Source organism: Pseudomonas lini, assembly GCF_001042905.1.
Taxonomy (GTDB): Bacteria; Pseudomonadota; Gammaproteobacteria; order Pseudomonadales; family Pseudomonadaceae; genus Aquipseudomonas; species Aquipseudomonas lini.
In genome coordinates, this window is sequence record NZ_JYLB01000005.1 from 556342 (window position 1) to 574209 (window position 17868).

General features: G+C 58.8%; 16 protein-coding genes. 8 read left to right on the top strand and 8 right to left on the bottom strand.

From position 1 onward, the window contains the following. Window positions 1-25: 25 nt before the first annotated feature. From prmA to gcbA, 8 genes are all read right to left on the bottom strand, one after another. Entirely contained in the window at window positions 26-904 is an 879-nt protein-coding gene (prmA, locus tag TU81_RS17830; protein ID WP_038978779.1) for a 50S ribosomal protein L11 methyltransferase, read from the bottom strand. Window positions 905-1147: 243 nt separating this feature from the next. Then, complete coding sequence (accC, locus tag TU81_RS17835; RefSeq protein ID WP_048396183.1) at window positions 1148-2506, bottom strand: acetyl-CoA carboxylase biotin carboxylase subunit; 1359 nt, start codon at window positions 2504-2506, stop codon at window positions 1148-1150. A 17-nt stretch (window positions 2507-2523) separates the two neighbouring features. After that, window positions 2524-2985 (bottom strand): acetyl-CoA carboxylase biotin carboxyl carrier protein, encoded by a 462-nt coding sequence (gene accB, locus TU81_RS17840; RefSeq protein ID WP_038978781.1) that lies wholly within the window; start codon window positions 2983-2985, stop codon window positions 2524-2526. Window positions 2986-3033: 48 nt separating this feature from the next. Next, complete coding sequence (aroQ, locus tag TU81_RS17845) at window positions 3034-3486, bottom strand: type II 3-dehydroquinate dehydratase (protein ID WP_048396184.1); 453 nt, start codon at window positions 3484-3486, stop codon at window positions 3034-3036. A 132-nt stretch (window positions 3487-3618) separates the two neighbouring features. After that, the gene (locus TU81_RS17850; RefSeq protein ID WP_048396185.1) at window positions 3619-5358 is read right to left on the bottom strand and encodes a protein-disulfide reductase DsbD; all 1740 of its coding nucleotides are present in this window, start codon (window positions 5356-5358) and stop codon (window positions 3619-3621) included. A gap of 245 nt (window positions 5359-5603) precedes the next feature. Beyond that, the gene (locus TU81_RS17855) at window positions 5604-6107 is read right to left on the bottom strand and encodes a hypothetical protein (protein ID WP_231983806.1); all 504 of its coding nucleotides are present in this window, start codon (window positions 6105-6107) and stop codon (window positions 5604-5606) included. 136 nt (window positions 6108-6243) lie between these two features. Further along, window positions 6244-8193 carry a methyl-accepting chemotaxis protein gene (locus tag TU81_RS17860; protein ID WP_390176093.1) on the bottom strand — a complete coding sequence of 650 codons (1950 nt, stop codon included), beginning with the start codon at window positions 8191-8193 and terminating at the stop codon, window positions 6244-6246. Window positions 8194-8241: 48 nt separating this feature from the next. Further along, window positions 8242-9912, bottom strand: coding sequence for a diguanylate cyclase GcbA (gene gcbA / locus TU81_RS17865; RefSeq protein WP_048396186.1), 1671 nt, complete (start codon window positions 9910-9912; stop codon window positions 8242-8244). Between the two features lie 325 nt (window positions 9913-10237). Here gcbA and TU81_RS17870 point away from each other — a divergent pair, with 325 nt between their 5' ends. The 8 genes from TU81_RS17870 to speA all read left to right on the top strand — a co-directional run bounded on the left by TU81_RS17870 (window position 10238) and on the right by speA (window position 17651). After that, the gene (locus TU81_RS17870) at window positions 10238-11389 is read left to right on the top strand and encodes a DUF2515 family protein (protein WP_038978786.1); all 1152 of its coding nucleotides are present in this window, start codon (window positions 10238-10240) and stop codon (window positions 11387-11389) included. Then, entirely contained in the window at window positions 11386-12069 is a 684-nt protein-coding gene (locus TU81_RS17875; RefSeq protein WP_038978787.1) for a hypothetical protein, read from the top strand. The genes TU81_RS17870 and TU81_RS17875 overlap by 4 nt, the downstream gene beginning before the upstream one ends. A gap of 14 nt (window positions 12070-12083) precedes the next feature. Next, window positions 12084-12590, top strand: coding sequence for an Hcp family type VI secretion system effector (locus TU81_RS17880; protein ID WP_038978788.1), 507 nt, complete (start codon window positions 12084-12086; stop codon window positions 12588-12590). Continuing rightward, on the top strand, window positions 12587-13063 hold the full coding sequence (locus tag TU81_RS17885) for a hypothetical protein (protein WP_038978789.1): 477 nt from the start codon (window positions 12587-12589) through the stop codon (window positions 13061-13063). Before TU81_RS17880 ends, TU81_RS17885 begins: the two co-directional genes overlap by 4 nt. Before the next feature lie 153 nt (window positions 13064-13216). After that, the gene (locus TU81_RS17890; RefSeq protein WP_048396187.1) at window positions 13217-14284 is read left to right on the top strand and encodes a DUF2333 family protein; all 1068 of its coding nucleotides are present in this window, start codon (window positions 13217-13219) and stop codon (window positions 14282-14284) included. Window positions 14285-14287: 3 nt separating this feature from the next. Then, window positions 14288-14857, top strand: coding sequence for an NUDIX hydrolase (locus TU81_RS17895; protein WP_007907443.1), 570 nt, complete (start codon window positions 14288-14290; stop codon window positions 14855-14857). A gap of 289 nt (window positions 14858-15146) precedes the next feature. Further along, on the top strand, window positions 15147-15518 hold the full coding sequence (locus TU81_RS17900) for a translation initiation factor Sui1 (protein WP_007907444.1): 372 nt from the start codon (window positions 15147-15149) through the stop codon (window positions 15516-15518). 219 nt (window positions 15519-15737) lie between these two features. After that, entirely contained in the window at window positions 15738-17651 is a 1914-nt protein-coding gene (speA, locus tag TU81_RS17905; protein WP_008069058.1) for an arginine decarboxylase, read from the top strand. The last annotated feature ends 217 nt before the right edge of the window (window positions 17652-17868 follow it).

Consider the following 17868-nt stretch of genomic DNA (forward strand, 5'->3'; position numbering starts at 1 on the left):
AATCCGGTTTATGCAGGCGTTCATTCTAGCGCCGACGGCCAGTAATGCGTACCCAGCCGTCGCGATTGGCGATCGGGTCCAGATCGAAGTCCTGAGCGTAGGCGGCGGCGACTTCGTCACCTTGTTCAGCGAGGATGCCCGACAGCGCCAAACGACCGCCCGGCTTGACCAGGCTGGACAGTTGCGGCGCCAGCGAAACCAGCGGGCCGGCAAGAATGTTGGCGACCAGCACGTCGGCCTGAACCTGTGGCAGGTCTTGCGGCAGATACAGCGGGAAGAGTTCGTCGGCAATGTTGTTGCGCCCGGCATTGTCGCGGGAGGCTTCCAGCGCCTGCACGTCGATGTCCGTGCCGACGGCTTGCTTGGCGCCCAGTAGCAGGGCGGCAATCGCCAGAATCCCCGAGCCGCAACCGAAGTCGAGCACGTTGCAATCTTTCAGGTCCTGACCGTCGAGCCATTCCAGGCATAGCGCGGTGGTCGGGTGAGTACCGGTGCCGAACGCCAAGCCTGGGTCCAGCAGCAGGTTCACCGCGTCAGGCTCGGGCGCGGCATGCCAGCTCGGGACGATCCACAGGCGCTGACCGAAGCGCATCGGCTGGAAACCGTCCATCCAGCTGCGTTCCCAATCCTGGTCTTCGATCACTTCGCTGTGATGCTCGGGCAACGGGCTGCCGGTCAGCAGTTCTAGGTGGGCCAGTACGCTGGCGGCTTCGGTGCCACCTTCGAACAGCGCCAGCAGGTGCGTGTGCGACCACAGTGGGGTGGTATTGAGTTCCGGCTCGAAAATCGGCTGATCTTCGGCGTCCATGAAGGTCACCGACACGGCGCCCACTTCAAGGAACGCGTCTTCGTAGGTTTCGGCTTGTTCTGGGCTGATGGCGAGACGGACTTGCAGCCAAGGCATGGCGGGCACCTTTGAAAAATATAGATTGCAGCCTAGCGGGCTGCGAGAAGCGCGCAAGTTTACGCGAGCGCGAGGCAGAAGACGACCATGGTTGAAAAGCAAAGGATCGCAGCCTGCGGCAGCGCCTACAGGGGAATGCGTTCAAAATGTAGGAGCTGCCGCAGGCTGCGATCTTTTGATCTTTCTTTTCCGCCAGAAACAACAAAGCCGCTCGAAAGCGGCTTTGTTGGTATGGATCACAGCTTAATGCTTTTCGCCAGCCAGCTTGTGTTCCAGGTAGTGGATGTTGACTCCGCCTTCGCAGAAGCCAGCATCACGGACCAGATCGCGGTGCAGCGGGATGTTGGTCTTGATCCCGTCGACAACGATTTCGTCCAGCGCATTGCGCATGCGCGCCATGGCTTCGTCACGGGTTGCGCCGTAGGTGATCAGCTTGCCGATCAACGAATCGTAGTTCGGCGGAACGGCATAACCACTGTACAGGTGCGAATCGACGCGAACGCCGTTGCCGCCTGGAGCATGGAAATGCTTGACCGTGCCTGGGCTAGGCATGAAGGTTTTCGGGTCTTCGGCGTTGATCCGGCATTCCAGCGCGTGACCGCGGATAACGACGTCATCCTGGGTGTACGACAACTTATTGCCAGCGGCGATGCTGAGCATCTCCTTGACGATGTCGATGCCTGTGACCATTTCCGATACCGGGTGTTCTACCTGGACACGAGTGTTCATCTCGATGAAGTAGAAGTGGCCGTTTTCGTACAGGAACTCGAAGGTGCCGGCGCCACGGTAGCCAATGTCGATGCAAGCCCGGACGCAGCGTGCGAGAACTTCCTCGCGCGCGTTCTCGTCGATGCCCGGTGCCGGCGCTTCTTCGAGAACCTTCTGGTGACGACGTTGCAGCGAGCAATCGCGGTCGCCCAAATGGATAGCATGGCCCTGGCCATCGGAAAGCACCTGAACTTCCACGTGACGTGGGTTGGTCAGGAATTTTTCTAGATAGACCATCGGGTTGCCGAACGCTGCGCCCGCTTCGGAGCGGGTCAGTTTCGCCGAAGAGATCAGGTCTTCTTCCTTGTGAACGACGCGCATGCCGCGACCACCACCGCCGCCAGCGGCTTTGATGATCACCGGATAACCGACTTCGCGACCGATGCGCAGAGCGGTTTCTTCGTCTTCAGGCAGTGGGCCGTCGGAACCCGGAACGGTTGGAACGCCAGCAGCGATCATGGCGTGCTTGGCCGATACCTTGTCGCCCATCAGGCGAATGGTTTCGGCTTTCGGGCCAATGAACGCGAAGCCGGAGTTCTCGACCTGTTCGGCAAAGTCGGCGTTTTCCGCAAGGAAGCCGTAGCCTGGGTGGATGGCGGTGGCGCCAGTCACTTCAGCAGCGGCGATGATGGCCGGAATGTGCAGGTAAGAGTGCGCGGCCGAGGCCGGACCGATGCAGACGGATTCGTCTGCCAGGCCCAGGTGCATCAGCTCTTTGTCGGCCTTGGAGTAAACGGCGACAGTCTTGATGCCCATCTCTTTACAGGCACGCAGAATCCGCAGGGCGATCTCACCGCGGTTGGCGATCAGAACTTTTTCCAACTTCGCAGTCATCAAAGTTTCTCCGCGGTTCAAACGATGGTGAACAGCGGTTGGTCGTACTCAACCGGCTGGCCGTCTTCGACGAGGATGGATTCGATCACACCGCTGGCTTCAGCTTCGATGTGGTTCATCATCTTCATGGCTTCGACGATGCACAGAGTGTCGCCTTTCTTCACGGTCTGGCCGACTTCAACGAAGGACGGCGAGGACGGCGAAGATTTGCGATAGAAAGTACCGACCATCGGCGAACGGGCAACGTTGCCGTTCAGCACAGGCGCAGCCGGAGCTGCAGGAGCAGCGGCGGCAACCGGGGCAGCAGCGACAGGCGCAGGCGCCGGAGCATGCATAGGAGCGGGAGCGTAGTACTGCTGAGCCGGCGTCTTGCTGTGACGGCTGATGCGTACGGACTCTTCGCCTTCCTTGATCTCGAGCTCGTCGATACCGGACTCTTCCAGCAATTCGATCAGTTTCTTAACTTTACGGATATCCATGAATCATCAACTCCCAAGGGTCGGTCAGGGGCGTTTAACGCTTGTTGTTCAAGCCGTTGCCTGTCTTTCAAGCTGCTCTAGTGCGGCCTCCAGGGCCAGTCGATAACCGCTGGCGCCAAGGCCGCAGATCACTCCCACCGCTACGTCGGAGAAGTAAGAGTGATGGCGGAAAGGTTCGCGTTTGTGCACGTTAGATAAATGCACTTCGATGAATGGGATGCTCACTGCCAGCAGCGCGTCACGTAATGCGACACTTGTATGCGTAAAAGCTGCTGGATTGATCAGAATGAAGTCCACACCTTCGTCGCGAGCCGCGTGGATGCGATCGATCAATTCGTACTCGGCGTTGCTTTGCAGGTAGAGCAAATGGTGGCCGGCATTGCGCGCCCGCTGTTCCAGATCCTGATTGATCTGCGCCAGCGTCGTTGCACCGTAGACGCCCGGTTCCCGGGTGCCGAGCAAGTTCAGGTTGGGGCCGTGTAAAACCAATAGGGTCGCCATCTGCTGCTCCTTTGTCATCTGTGTGCAATTGTCAGAACCAGGCGACTATGCCGCAAAGCCTTTGTGACTGTCCAGTTCTATGCAATAGCCAGCACGATGGCCGATGTTTACGCGAAATATGTGACCGGCTAATTAAATCCGGTCATTTGCTTTCGCAACACGTTCGGCGAAGTTTTTCGCGTTGATCTCGCCGATCACCCGCACATCGGCACGTTCGACGCCATCTTTGCCAAAAAACATCAGCGCCGGAGGACCGAATAGCGCGTAGCGGTCGAGCAGGGCGCGTTGTTCGGCGTTGCTGGCGGTGATGTCGAAACGGATCAATCGATAGCCTTTGAGGCGTTCGACAACATTGGCATCGTTGAGAACTTCGTGTTCGATGACTTTGCAACTGATGCACCAGTCGGCGTACCAGTCGAGCAGCAGTGGCGTTCCGGAGGATTTGGCTTCGGCGAGGACGCGGTCCAGTTCGGCTGGCGTGGTAATGGTTTGCCAGTTGCCGACGATTTGCGGTTGACCGTTGCCGGCGACATTGCGCGGTTGACCAATGGGGTTGAACGGATCGGTTTGGCCGCTGAAGGCGCCATACCAACAGGCCAGGGCATAAAACAGCAGGAACATCCCGAGCAATTGCCCCAGGCGTTTTCTTGGCGGTTTATAGACGAATTCCAGTGCGCCCATAAACAACCCGACGCCACCGGCGAGCAAGCCGATTAACAGCAAAGTGATCTGGCCCGGCAATACCCGGCTGAGCAAAGCGATCGCCAGCCCCAGCAGCAGCACCCCAATCGCGTTTTTCACGTAGATCAGCCATGGACCACTTTTCGGCAGCCAAGCCGCGCCGCCGGTTGCCACCAGCAACAGCGGAGCACCCATGCCCAGGCCGAGCATGAACAATTTCAATCCGCCGCCCAGAGCATCGCCGCTGGCGCTGATGTACAGCAGCGCGCCGGCCAGTGGTGCCGAAACACAAGGCGAAACCAGCAGGCTCGACACCACGCCCAGCACCGCCGCGCCCCACAACGAACCACCCTCGGTACGCCCGGCAATCCGGTCCAGGCGGCTGCTGATGGCATGGGGGAGTTTCAGTTCGAATACGCCAAACATGGCCAGGGCAAACACTGCGAAAAACATCGCGAACGGCACCAGCACCCAGGCCGACTGCAAGCGCGCCTGAAGATTGAGCTGTGCGCCGAACATTCCCATCAATGCACCGAGCAGGGCGAAACAGACGGCCATTGGCAGCACATAAGCCAGCGACAAGTTGAAACCGCGTAAACCACCGACCTGCCCGCGCAGGACCACCCCGGAAAGGATCGGCAGCATCGGCAGCACGCAGGGGGTGAAGGTCAGGCCAACACCTGCAAGAAAAAACAGCGCCAGTTCGCGCCAGCTCCAGGATGTGGTCGCGGCGTCACTGCCATCAATACTCAGGCGCTCGGTCTCGGGCGGGTAACACAGGCCTTTGTCGGCACAGCCCTGATAGGTCACGACCAGCGTAAAGGCGCGGGAATCAGTGCGTGGCAGGTCTATATCGAGAATGCCGTGGTAAACCTCGACATCGCCGAAGAACTCATCGTGCTTTTGTTCGCCCTTGGGCAGTTGCGCTGCGCCGAGGCCAATGTCGGCCGGTTCGGCGCGAAACTGGAAGCGATGGCGATAGAGGTAGTAACCCTCGGTGGCGACGAAGCGTAGCTTGATCGATTGCGGCGTGCTTTCTACCAGGCTCAATTTAAAGGCTGCGCGCACCGGCAGGAAGTCTGCGCTGTTGTTGATCGAACCCAGGGTGGAACTGGGCCGACTGTCCAGCAACCCGGCGGCAGAGGCCGGCAGGGCGAGCACTAAAAACAGCAGGCAGAGCAAACGGCGCATGACAATCTCGCGTATCGAAAGTGTGGGCATGATAGCGGACAGTGACGGGGTGTGCAGGGCGGGGCATTTTGCGGTGGTTGTTCTGACGCCATCGCGGGCAAGCCCGCTCCCACAAGGACAGCGCATACCCTGTGGGAGCGGGCTTGCCCGCGATGGCGGATTATCAGGCGCGGAAGGCCTGAACGGTTGTATATAGACCGCCATCTTGACGGTTTTTCTGGTCGCTCCGGTGGGCAGCGTCGAGCTTACTTTGTTGATTGATCGCTGGAGTGGTTGCACAAGTTGATTGTTACAGGGGTGTAATGGGTGCTGTTGGTATGCCGAAACAGCGTGCTGCTGTGATACTCGTAGACTTCCTGGTTGGTCGATACATTGATGACCGAGCCTTGGACATCGACCTTTACGGCTGGATCTCGGGTGACGAGAAACGGACCGGCAGTCTTGAGTTCAGACGCTATTTGTTCGTCGGATGTCAGTTCGCGATAGGCATAGTATCGATAGCTGAACGGCACCGTTGCTCCGCCTCGATCATCCTTGACACCGTAGATGAAGCCATTTTCGCCAAGGGGTAGTTTGAGTACTACATCGGTCAGCACCGGGGTGCTGGAAGACATAAGCCATGTCCAGCCGATGTAAACCAGGCATACCGCCAGCAGGCAGGAGGTGACGATTGTGTATGCGGTTTTATGGAGGCCAACTGCTATGTTTTCCTCCACAGATACGCCTGGGGGCGAAGGTGGAACTATCACGGGGCACTCCTGTGCTCGCACGATTAATTGAAGCGCTAAACCCTAGCATCAAAACGACGACTAAAAACCACCGCATAGCTAAATAGACGTTTCATACAATAGTCCAGCTCGTTAGTTGCGTTCGGGCCCGCAGCCCTTAGACTCGGAAGGCCTGAACGGCGGTATGCAACCGTCCACCCAGCACCAACAAATTCTCCCCTTGCTCACGTCCCTCGCCGATGCGCAGCAAGTTATCCCCACCCAATTGGTGAATCCGTTCGCTGTGATCGCGGATTTCGCTGACAGCGCCGCTCTGCTGGGCAGTGACATCGGCGATGCGCACGGCGGTGTCGGAAATGGTCTGGATCGCCCCGACGATTTTATCCAGCGCACCGTCAGCCGCCTGAGCCTGATTGGCCGTGGCTTCGGCGTGTTCGACCTGAGCGCGCATGCCTTCGACCGATTGCCGCGCGGCGGTTTGCAGGCCGGCGATCAGCGTCTGGATCTCCGCCGTGGCCCCGGCGGTGCGTTGCGCCAGTGAGCGAACCTCTTCGGCGACTACCGCAAATCCTCGGCCCATTTCTCCGGCGCGGGCCGCTTCGATGGCGGCGTTCAGGGCCAGCAGGTTGGTCTGGTCGGCAATCGAGCGGATCACCGTGAGCACACCGCCGATGGTCGCCGACTCTTCGGCCAGATGTTCGATCATCTGCGCATTGCCTTGCACTTCGCCCACCAGCGCATGCAGGCCGGTGAGGCTCAGCCCGATCACTTTTTGACCGTGTTCCACCGCCAGTCCTGCATGACGACTGGCATCGGCAGCCTGGCTGGCGTCACCGGCGACTTGTTGAATCGTCGCCTCGAGTTCACCGAGAGAGTCGCGGATCAACGCGGTGTCGCCGGCCTGATGCTCGGCGCCGCTGTGCAGGTCATTGCTCAATTCGGCCAACGTTCGGCTGCTGCCGGCGACTTGCTCGGCGTTGAGGCGAATGGTGCCTACCAGGTCGACCAGATAGGCGCGCAAGCGATTGAGCGAGGCTTGAATGTCATGCAGTTCGCGGTTGGTCGCGCCCAGTTGAATGTCGCGGCTGAAGTCACCTTCGGCCCAGGTCGACAGCGCCGGGGCGAGGTTGGTCAGGGTTCGGGCCAGGCGTCGCTGCAAGGTATCGATGAGCAATGCGATCAGCAGAATCAGCCCGATCATCACCCCTTGCATCAACCGCACTTCGCTCTGAATCTGCCCGTGCTGGGCACGCACCACCGGCTCCAGCTCGGCGATGGACTGCTGCACGGCGGCGATTTTCAAGTGCGTCGCGGTGCTGAGGTCGGCGCGTTTCTGGATCTGTTCGCGAGTGCGCGCCAGTTCCGAAGGGTAGCGGGTGAGCAAGCTATTGAGTTCACGCTTGAGGCCGACGCCGGCATCTTCGGCGACGGTTTTCTCGGTGTTCTCCAGCCCCATCATCGCGGCGAAATCATCGGTGTTCGATTCAGTGCTGGCAGTCACACCAAGCAGCGGTAAAGCGTCCAGTTGCTCGGCTTGAGTGCGGATGTTGGCGACTTCGCGTTCGACATCGGCGGCCAGCTCGCTACGACCACTGCTGACCAGTTTGTCTCGGGCCAGTGACAGTTTGCCCAGATGCTGGGAGGCAACGAGCAAGGGCGTCAGATACGTCGCATTGCCGCTGGCGTATTGGCTGAGCTGATCGAGGCTGGCGCCGAGTTCGCGTTCGGCTTGCAGCAGCAGTGCTTGCGGGTCGCCCGCGAGTTTGCCAGCGGCCAGCAGGTCGGTTTTGCTGAATTCAGCCAGGTTCGACAGGCTCGGACGCAAGGTGTCAGCCAATGCCGGTGGTAACTCACCGAGTTCCTTTTGCAAGGTGTCGAGGGCCTGACTGGCGCTGCTCAGGCGCAGGGCATTGCCGCTGGCCAGGTAATCCTCGACGTTGCGCGCCACTTCATTTTGGAACTGCTGAGACAGGCCCAAGTAACGCTCCATCAACAGATAGGGGCGCTCCAGGGCTTTTTGCGACCACCAGAGTGTGGCGCCAAGGGCCACGCACACGGCGACCAGAAGGAGGGTATTGAGATTGGTCAACAGCTTCAGGCGCATCATGGTCTACCAACGGCAGAATGGTAAGTGCCTGAAGTTATTGCGTTTCTGTTACAGAGTTATGACCGAATGGGTCGATTCCGATGAAAAAGTGGCACTTTGCTTTGACTCCCGCGCGGCTTGTACGCGGTTACGTCCGGCGTTCTTCGCACGGTACAGCGCCTCGTCCGCCTGGCTGGCCATCAGCAGGCTGTCAGAGTCTTCGCGCAATTCGACGACGCCGGCGCTGAAGGTGCACCAGAGGTCCTGGGGCTGAGCCGGGTAGTGAATTTCGGCAAAGCGCTGACGGATTTCATCGAGCACCTTGTAGGCCGATTCGATATCAGTGTCCGGCATGACGATGGCGAACTCTTCACCGCCGTAACGGCCGATGAAGTCGGTCTTGCGTAACCGTTGCTTGAGGAACAGCGCCAGGCTCTTGATCACCCGGTCGCCCATGGGATGGCCGTGGCCGTCGTTGACCCGTTTGAAGTGGTCGATGTCGAGCATCGCAAAGCTCAGCGGCTTGTTTTCGCGGCGGGCGCGGAATGAACAGTCTTCGAGCAATTGCAGAATGTGGGTGTGGTTGTACAAACCGGTCAGGCTGTCGCGCACCATCCGCGCCTTCAGATTGCGTGCCCGCGCCGCGCGGTTGCGCACGGTGGTGATCAGGTGCCGTGGCTTGATCGGTTTGGTCAGGAAGTCGTCGCCGCCCTCGCTCATGGCGTCGAGCTGCTTATCCAGGTCGTCTTCGGCCGACAGATAAATGATCGGCACGCTGACATAGCGGTCGTTATGCCGGATCACCTTGGCCAGTTCAGTACCGGTGCAGGCCGGCATGTACATGTCGAGGATGATCAGGTCCGGCTGGAAGTCCGCCAGTTCGGCCATGGCCTGGATCGGTTCGATCAAGGTCCGCGTGACGATCCCGGCGCTGTTGAGCAGGCGTTCGGTGTGCAAGGCCTGGGCGCGGGAATCGTCGATGATCAGCACTTTATAGGGTTCGTACTGGGCGACGCAGGTCAGGACTTCGATCTTTTCCAGCAGGCTCGAGGCTTCGAGGGTGCCAGTGAGAAATTCCTGGCCTCCGGCGCGCACGGCGGCGAGGCGGGTCGGGGTATCGGTTTCGTGCAGGCTGAAAAACAACAGCGGCAAGGGTTGTTCAAGGCCTTCCTGGGCTTCGGCCGCCAGTTTCAGGCCGATGCCGGCGCCACTGAAGTCGACATCCATGACGATCGCCGCCGGCAACCGCTCGACCATCGAGGAGCGGAACGCGGCGACACTGTCCAGGGATTGGGCACTGAGCCCGAAGAATTCAAGTTGCTTGGCCAGCCGCTCGGCCCGGTCGTGATCCTGCAACATCACGTAGATCGGTTTGCGCAGCGGCGGCAGAAAAGTGTGTTCGAGCTGGTCGCCATGACGCAGGCCGGTGCGGGACAGGCGCTGCATCAGGCGATTGAGGTCAGTGATCAGTCCGCTGCTCAGACGTCCGCGATTGGCGTCGACCGCTTCCAGCGACTGGCCGATGTGGCGCGCCAGCTGGGTGTGTTCCGGCTGTTCGAAACGTTCGGCAAAGCGCAGCAAGCGCAGATTGGCCTCACTCAGCTCCGACAAGTCGGTGGTGGACCATTCGTTGCGTTGCAGGCGTTGCCATATCTCAAGAATTTGACGTGCCTGATGAATTACCCGCTGGGCAAAGTGGTGCTTGAGGCGCTCACGGCTGGGGTCTTCTGGCTCGGTCATATCCTGACTACTAGTTAGGGTGCATGCTGAGATCGACTGGTGGCTCTATGCTAGCACCTCTTTTCGATTGCATGAGTGTCGTACGTCAATAATCTGCAAAGCGACTTCATTCAGTTTCTGACCGGTCGGTTTTGTTTTTCCGGTCGATGTCCACATGAGCCAGCGTATAGGCTGTTTCTGGACGTTTCCCGCTTGTTTCAGAGGAACTTCCGAGCGTCCGGCATACGTCGTCTGTCAGGGATTTCTGATTTTTCATTGGCATGATTCGGGCGGCGTTTACGACTGTTAGGGTTCAGGGATTCCCTTAGACGCTCGTCCGCAAACCATGACCCAGTGTTTCAAAGAACACCCCATCGATGATCAGCGCCTGAATCACAACAGCACGCCCGTTGCTGACTGTGAGTGTAAGGAGGTGCGGCTTTATGGCAGCAAGACCCTGGTTACGGACGTGCCGATTCTTACTTGCTCATGCCTCTGGCGTACCTATCAGCGTGAGGCAGAAAAAATCGTCGCACCGGATGGTGAATTGATTGCTGACCCGGTAGAGCGTAACCGCGCGATCAATGCCGCTTACGCCCGATTGTGGCTGCATGACCGGCGCTTCCAGTGGGCAGGGTTAGCGGCCTTCGCCTCGAAGCAGGTTGGTTGCGGACTGCTCCATGCGGCGGACAGCATTGATCTTATTCGCGATGAGTATGAAGCGCGGCAGCGTTTGCGGGACAGTCGCCGTGAGTCAGGGATTTTGACTCCGGACAGGATGTCCGAACAGGCAGGCGCGTTGCGTGACTATAAAGAAGCCGATGCTCGCAATCCTGTGCCCTCTGTGGATTTCCGTTCCGCAGAAGAGGACTTGTCATTGGTGCAGCAACAATTCCGACATGTGTACGACATGATGGCGTTGGGGAATACCACGTTGTTTCTGGATGTTTATCCGCTGCATGAGTTTTATGCGAAGCGGGGATTGAAGGAGTTGAAGCAGTGCCTGGACGCTCGGGTCGAAATCTATGGGCATCCAAAGTTTCCGGTGCTATGGCCGGTTGGGCAGGAAAAACTCCAGTTCGGACGGGATTATCCCGAAGTTTTGCTGGCTTTTGAGGCGATAGAAGCAGGGGACATTGCCAGGAGCGTGGAGTATTTGGCGTTGCATGAACAAAAAAATATTCTGCAGCCGACAATTTATAAAGACCGCCAACTGACAGCTTTGCTGCGAGGCAACCACGCTTCCTACGTCACAGGTTTTCCTTCAGGTGTTGCCCAGGCAATTGAGTTGACACTCACCAGTCAATGCCAGCGCGTCACGGATGGTCGCACCATCGGCTTTGGCAGCAACCCACTGGCGGACTTGTCAGAGATCAATCAGCGAATGGAGTTCGTACTTCAGGCAGCAGCACGCTTTGATCAGATGCTCAACGACCACAACCGTAATGCATTAGAACAGTCGATTAACGAGATCGTATCGAGCGGTAGCAAGCTATGAATCTGCGACCACGGCTGTTCGATTGGCGCTACGCGGCGAACCTTTTACTGCTGGCTGTCTTGACATGGGCCGCCATACATCAGCTGACGCAACCTCTCTGGGATGAACCCGAAATCGTCTTGGAAATGGGGGGGACGTATGAAGATCTGCGCAGAAACTCTTCAGCCCCCTTTAGTCCGGAGATACGCGGGCACATCTGGTTCGGTATTCCCATGACCGATGCAAGATTGCGATTCGTCGATCCGCAGTTTGGGTTCACCACGCCTGCGGCGCGCTTTTTTACTGTCGACTTTGATGACAATGTCATTTACGGCATCCGCATGTCCCCGCAGGTCGAGCCGCTACTAATCGATGATGCCCTCAAGGTGGTTCTCGACCTGCAAGACCAATGGCGTGAAAAAGGCTGGGTGGCGAAGGGGCTGCGAAGAAATCCCACGATCGCCGATACCCCTGAATGGCGAGCCTGGCTTCGGAAAGGGATTCTGCACGGGCAATCCAATTGGCAAGCCGGCGACAAGTATCAGGTCATGCTGGTCCTGGGTCGCTTCGAGGATTACCGAAATCCGACCGAAGAACGCTACCTCATCACCCTCGCACTCGCCAAACCCTGGACGCCCTTCGACGAAATCGAAGACATGTACGACGAACCCAGTCACTTCCCCGCCCCGCAACCCAACTAAAAAGGAGCCGCACCATGCCAACCCCCGCTTTCATGACCCTCAAAGGTGAACGACAAGGCTTGATCAGCGCCGGGGCCTTCACCGAGGCATCGGTGGGCAACGTCTACCAATTGGGTCGTGAAGACCAGATCATGATTCAGGCCCTCAGCCACGGCATCTTCGTACCGAAAGGGTCGGGAGCCGGGCGTCGGATGCACAAACCCCTGGTCGTCACCAAAGCCATCGACAAGGCATCACCGCTGATCAACATCGCTCTGTGCTCCGGGGAGTTGCTCAGCAAGTGCCGCGTCGAGTGGTATCGCACCTCGGCTCACGGAACGCAGGAGCATTTCTACACGATGGAGCTTGAAGACGCGGTGATCATCGGCGCCGAAGTGCTGATGCCGCATTGCCAGGATCCCGCTACTGCTTACCTCACTCAGCTGGAAAAGGTCCACTTCAGTTACCGACGGATCTATTGGCGGCATGAGATCAGCCGAACCATGGGCTCTGACGAATGGAGCGCCGAGACTCAAGTATGAGGCTGGTCAATGAAATGCATCTGTCCGCGTGGGAGCGCCAGCATGCATATTCCAGTGAGCAAGCGCTGGATCACGTGCGCCAGGCGTTGCTTGATCGGCAACCCGTCGAAGGCCTCGACGAGTTGCGTGCGGACCTGCTGATTGATATCGACAGCGAGGTGCTGGAGCAGGTCGAGCGTGGCGAATGGTGGCTGATCCGGGCGGAGGCTGACTTTGGCGACTGGCCGATACCGGTCCGGATCTTCGATCAGAAGATCATCGAATTGATGAAGAATCCGCCAGTCCAGGCCTCACGATCGCCAAGAATCTTCCGCCTCGTCGACAGCGTAACGGCCGAGCCGCTGGCGCAGCAGCATTACATCGCGACCGTGGACGGGCAGGCTGCCCAGAGAAAAACCGACGGCGAAGGCATCGCCCATCTTTTTGCGCCGGCCGAGGTGCGGCAGATTTCAATGGAGGTCATCGGCGTTTAGCGCGGGCATGGATGCTTGAGTTCATTGGCAACGGTTTCCACAGGTTCGGGCGGTAATTTTCGGGATAAGCCCAACGGCAGGTGCCGGTCAAAGGCACGTTGTTGTATGGTTGTGGTCGAACCGATGAACTCAAGTGATTGAAAGGATACCGCCATGCTGGACTGGAAGAACCGCACAGGCAGCGCGCCTGAGCGTGCCGCTGAACCGAAATCGGCCACCCGCAGTTATTTTGGCGGCCTGTTGTTCAGCCGGGCGCTGGCCACTCTGATTGTTCTTTACCTGTTGGTGGCGATCGCGCTGGGCTGGTACTGGAGCCAGGAGCCGGCGCTGTTCCCGGTTCAGCAGAATGCCCAGGTGGCGGCCGAGAAAGAAGGCAAGCAGATGGTTGTCGGGTACACCACGGTGGAAACCCTCAAGACCGTCGCCGGTACTTTGCTGACCAAACCGGGGGGCTATATTTCCAACGACCGTTTCCCGCCGGGCCTGTGGATGGACAACATGCCGAGCTGGGAATATGGCGTGCTGGTCCAGGTCCGCGACCTGAGTCGTGCGTTGCGTAAAGACTTCGCCCGCTCGCAGTCGCAGTCCGCCGAAGACGCCGACCTGGCCAAGGCCGAGCCGCGTTTCAACTTCGACAACAAAAGCTGGGTGCTGCCATCCAGTGAATCCGAGTACCTGGAAGGCATCAACTCCCTGAGCCGCTATCAGGCACGTCTGTCGGGGCCTGACCAGAAAAGTGCGCTGTTCTATGCCCGCGCCGACAACCTGAACAATTGGCTGGGTGATGTCGGAACCCGTCTGGGTTCGCTGTCGCAACGGCTGTCGGCCAGTGTTGGTCGGGTCAAGCTCAACACCGCGCTGAAAACCGAAGTGCCGGCGCTCGGTCAGGTGCCGCAAGTTGACGAAGAAGTCGTCGAAACCCCATGGCTGCAGATCGATAACGTGTTCTATGAGGCCCGCGGTCAGGCTTGGGCGTTGTCCCACCTGCTGCGCGCGATCGAAGTCGATTTCGCCGATGTGCTGGCGAAGAAAAACGCCACAGTCAGCGTGCGCCAGATCATTCGTGAGCTAGAGGCTTCGCAAGAGCCGGTCTGGAGCCCGATGATCCTCAACGGCAGCGGCTTCGGTGTGTTGGCCAACCATTCGCTGGTCATGGCCAATTACATTTCCCGGGCCAACGCCGCGGTGATCGATTTGCGTCAACTGCTCAATCAGGGCTGAGTCATGGTCGATAGTTCCGTTGATGACATGCGTGAGGCCGCCCATCGCGCGGCCTCCGATGCCGAACAGATCGCCTGGGTCGACGAGCAGGACAACCTGCTCGGCGCGCTGGTCCGCTCCGAGCTGCGCGAACGCGAGCTGATCGGGCGCGGCACCTACATCATGCTGTTCAATTCTGCCGGTGAACTGTGCGTGCACCGACGTACCCTGAGCAAAGCGATATACCCCGGTTACTGGGACGTGGCGGCCGGCGGCATGGTGCTGGCCACTGAGACTTACGCCGAATCGGCGGCCCGTGAGCTGGAAGAAGAGCTGGGCGTGAGCGGTGTGGAACTGACCGCCCATGATCACTTTTTCTTCGAGGACACCGGCAACCGACTCTGGTGTTCGGCGTTTTCGGCGGTGTGGGACGGCCCGTTGATCCTGCAACCGGAAGAAGTGCTTGAAGCGCGTTTCATCCCGATCGATCAGGTCCTGCTGGAAATCACGCAGAAGCCTTATTGCCCGGACTCTCTGGCGGCCTTGCAGCGCTATCTTCGCGCCCAAGGGAATAACGTCGCAAAAGAGCTATAAATTGGCGCCGATTGGCTCTTAGCAATCGGCGTTTTTGCCGTTACACTGCGCGACCTTTTCAAACTGAACCGGTAATGCTTGTTGTAGGAGCTGACGAGTGCAACGAGGCTGCGATCTTTTGATCTTGATTTAACGGCAAAATCAAAAGATCGCAGCCTCGTTGCACTCGTCAGCTCCTACGCTCATACACAGAGCTGTACCGTTTCAGTAGCGCTGCCCCTGCCTGAGTGGGGCTTCGCGGTCGATGGCCCTGCCACGACCAGTCTTTGTCCTCCCAAGAGGATTGCCGGTGGCCAAAAAAGCCGCATCCTTCGCCGCCCTTGGTGGCCTGGTATTTTCCACCGACGCAGGTCGTCATTGCCCGGATTGCAGTCAACCGGTGGATGCCTGCATCTGCAAACAAACCGTTATCCCGGCCGGCGACGGCATCGCTCGCGTGCGTCGCGAAAGCAAGGGTCGTGGCGGCAAGACGGTGACCACCATCACCGGTGTGCCGTTGGCCGAAGACGCGCTCAAGGATCTGGCCACCACGTTGAAAAAACGTTGCGGGACCGGCGGGGCGTTGAAAGACGGAATCATCGAAATCCAGGGCGATCATGTCGAGCTACTCTTGGCCGAGCTGATCAAACACGGTTTCAAGGCGAAGAAGTCCGGCGGCTAGCAGCCTCTGTGAAAACCACCCGCGGCTTGATCCAGTCCCGATTTCATTCAGGTCTGGCGTCGTCTCCATGGTTTTCACAGAGCCTGTTCATGACCGGTTTCTAAACTCACTGCGGTCAGCGAGGTCTACCCCCTCGTTGACGAACCGTCATTTTCATACTTTAGACTGCGCCGGCCTGAACCCAGGCGACGCTCTATGACTTCTTTATAGGGGACTTCGATGTCCGTACGACGCACACGCAAAGACGATGGCAGCCAATGGACAGTTGCGGACAGCCGCAGTGTTTACGGGATTCGCCATTGGGGGGCCGGGTATTTCGCGATCAATGACGCCGGTCGCGTCGAAGTTCGTCCGAACGGCCCGACCAGTTCGCCTATCGACCTCTTCGAGCAAGTCGACCAACTGCGCAAAAGCGGTTTGTCCTTACCGTTGCTGGTGCGTTTTCCTGACATCCTGCAAGACCGCGTGCGTCAGCTGACGGGTGCGTTCGACGCCAACATCGAACGCCTGGAATACCAGAGCAAGTACACTGCTCTGTACCCGATCAAGGTCAACCAGCAAGAAGCGGTGATCGAAAACATCATCGCCACCCAGAACGTTTCCATCGGTCTGGAAGCCGGCTCCAAGCCGGAACTGCTGGCGGTACTGGCGCTGGCGCCGAAGGGCGGCACCATCGTCTGCAACGGTTACAAGGACCGCGAGTTCATCCGTCTGGCGCTGATGGGCCAGAAGCTCGGCCACAACGTGTTCATCGTGATCGAGAAAGAATCTGAAGTCGGTCTGGTGATCGAAGAAGCAGCGTCGCTCAAGGTCAAGCCGCAGGTCGGCTTGCGCGTGCGTCTGTCGTCCCTGGCGTCAAGCAAGTGGGCAGACACCGGTGGTGAAAAATCCAAGTTCGGCCTGTCGGCGGCGCAACTGCTGTCGGTGGTCGAGCGTTTCCGCGCTGCAGGCCTGGACCAGGGCATTCGCCTGCTGCACTTCCACATGGGTTCGCAGATCGCCAACCTGGCGGACTACCAGCACGGCTTCAAGGAAGCGATCCGTTATTACGGCGAGCTGCGCAACCTTGGCCTGCCGGTGGATCACATCGACGTCGGCGGCGGTTTGGGTGTGGACTACGACGGTACTCACTCGCGTAACGCCAGTTCGATCAACTACGACATGGACGATTACGCCGGTGTCGTGGTCGGGATGCTCAAGGAGTTCTGCGACGCGCAGAGCCTGCCGCACCCGAACATCTTCTCTGAAAGCGGCCGCTCCCTGACCGCTCACCACGCCATGCTGGTGGTTCAGGTAACCGACGTCGAGAAACACAACGACGACGTGCCGAAGATCGATAACAAGGAAGAGCTGCCGGAAACCGTGCAGTGGCTGGTTGACCTGCTCGGCCCGACCGACATCGAAATGGTCACCGAGACCTACTGGCGCGCCACGCACTATATGAGCGATGTGGCCACTCAATACGCCGATGGCAAGCTGACCCTGGCGCAAAAAGCCCTGGCGGAGCAATGCTACTTCGCCGTTTGCCGCCGCTTGCACAACTCGTTGAAGGCCCGTCAGCGTTCCCACCGTCAGGTGCTCGACGAACTCAACGACAAGCTGGCCGACAAGTACATCTGCAACTTCTCGGTATTCCAGAGCCTGCCGGATACCTGGGCCATCGGCCAGGTCCTGCCGATCCTGCCGCTGCACCGTCTCGACGAAGAGCCGCTGCGCCGTGCGGTGCTGCAAGACCTGACCTGCGACTCCGACGGCAAGATCAAGCAGTACGTCGACGAGCAGAGCATCGAAACCAGCCTGCCGGTGCATGGTTTGAACGAAGGTGAAGACTATCTGCTGGGGATCTTCCTGGTGGGTGCCTACCAGGAAATTCTCGGCGACATGCACAACCTGTTCGGTGATACCGACTCGGTGAACATCTACCAGAACGCCGACGGCAGCGTGTACCACGCTGGTATCGAAACCCACGACACCATCGAAGACATGCTGCGTTACGTGCACTTGTCGCCGGAAGAGCTGATGACCCACTACCGCGACAAGTGCGCCAGTGCCCGCATCAGCGCCGCCGAGCGCACCCAGTTCCTCGATGCCTTGCGTTTGGGCCTGACCCGTTCGTCTTACCTGTCTTCTTGAGGTAAGGCTCCGTTCTCATCGGGTTGTCTGAAAATTCTCCATACGTTGGGGAAATTTCAGATGGCCTGGTGCGACACTTCTCTCTTTTTAAGCGAAATGACCCACGGACCGGGCTATCCAAGCGATGTGGTCTTCTTTTCACGTAGGCCATTTCCTAAGTTGTACTTCGGCACTCTACTCGGCCATGTCTCTCAGCGAGAATCCCCGGCCGCCCCTC

Coding starts and splice junctions, on each gene's coding strand:
- accC (WP_048396183.1), bottom strand. CDS start 2,506: ATGACTGCGAAGTTGGAAAAAGTTCTGATCGCCAACCGCGGTGAGATC.
- TU81_RS17895 (WP_007907443.1), top strand. CDS start 14,288: ATGGTCGATAGTTCCGTTGATGACATGCGTGAGGCCGCCCATCGCGCG.
- gcbA (WP_048396186.1), bottom strand. CDS start 9,912: ATGACCGAGCCAGAAGACCCCAGCCGTGAGCGCCTCAAGCACCACTTT.
- TU81_RS17880 (WP_038978788.1), top strand. CDS start 12,084: ATGCCAACCCCCGCTTTCATGACCCTCAAAGGTGAACGACAAGGCTTG.
- accB (WP_038978781.1), bottom strand. CDS start 2,985: ATGGATATCCGTAAAGTTAAGAAACTGATCGAATTGCTGGAAGAGTCC.
- prmA (WP_038978779.1), bottom strand. CDS start 904: ATGCCTTGGCTGCAAGTCCGTCTCGCCATCAGCCCAGAACAAGCCGAA.
- TU81_RS17885 (WP_038978789.1), top strand. CDS start 12,587: ATGAGGCTGGTCAATGAAATGCATCTGTCCGCGTGGGAGCGCCAGCAT.
- TU81_RS17870 (WP_038978786.1), top strand. CDS start 10,238: ATGACCCAGTGTTTCAAAGAACACCCCATCGATGATCAGCGCCTGAAT.
- TU81_RS17890 (WP_048396187.1), top strand. CDS start 13,217: ATGCTGGACTGGAAGAACCGCACAGGCAGCGCGCCTGAGCGTGCCGCT.
- TU81_RS17875 (WP_038978787.1), top strand. CDS start 11,386: ATGAATCTGCGACCACGGCTGTTCGATTGGCGCTACGCGGCGAACCTT.
- aroQ (WP_048396184.1), bottom strand. CDS start 3,486: ATGGCGACCCTATTGGTTTTACACGGCCCCAACCTGAACTTGCTCGGC.
- TU81_RS17850 (WP_048396185.1), bottom strand. CDS start 5,358: ATGCGCCGTTTGCTCTGCCTGCTGTTTTTAGTGCTCGCCCTGCCGGCC.
- speA (WP_008069058.1), top strand. CDS start 15,738: ATGTCCGTACGACGCACACGCAAAGACGATGGCAGCCAATGGACAGTT.
- TU81_RS17860 (WP_390176093.1), bottom strand. CDS start 8,193: ATGATGCGCCTGAAGCTGTTGACCAATCTCAATACCCTCCTTCTGGTC.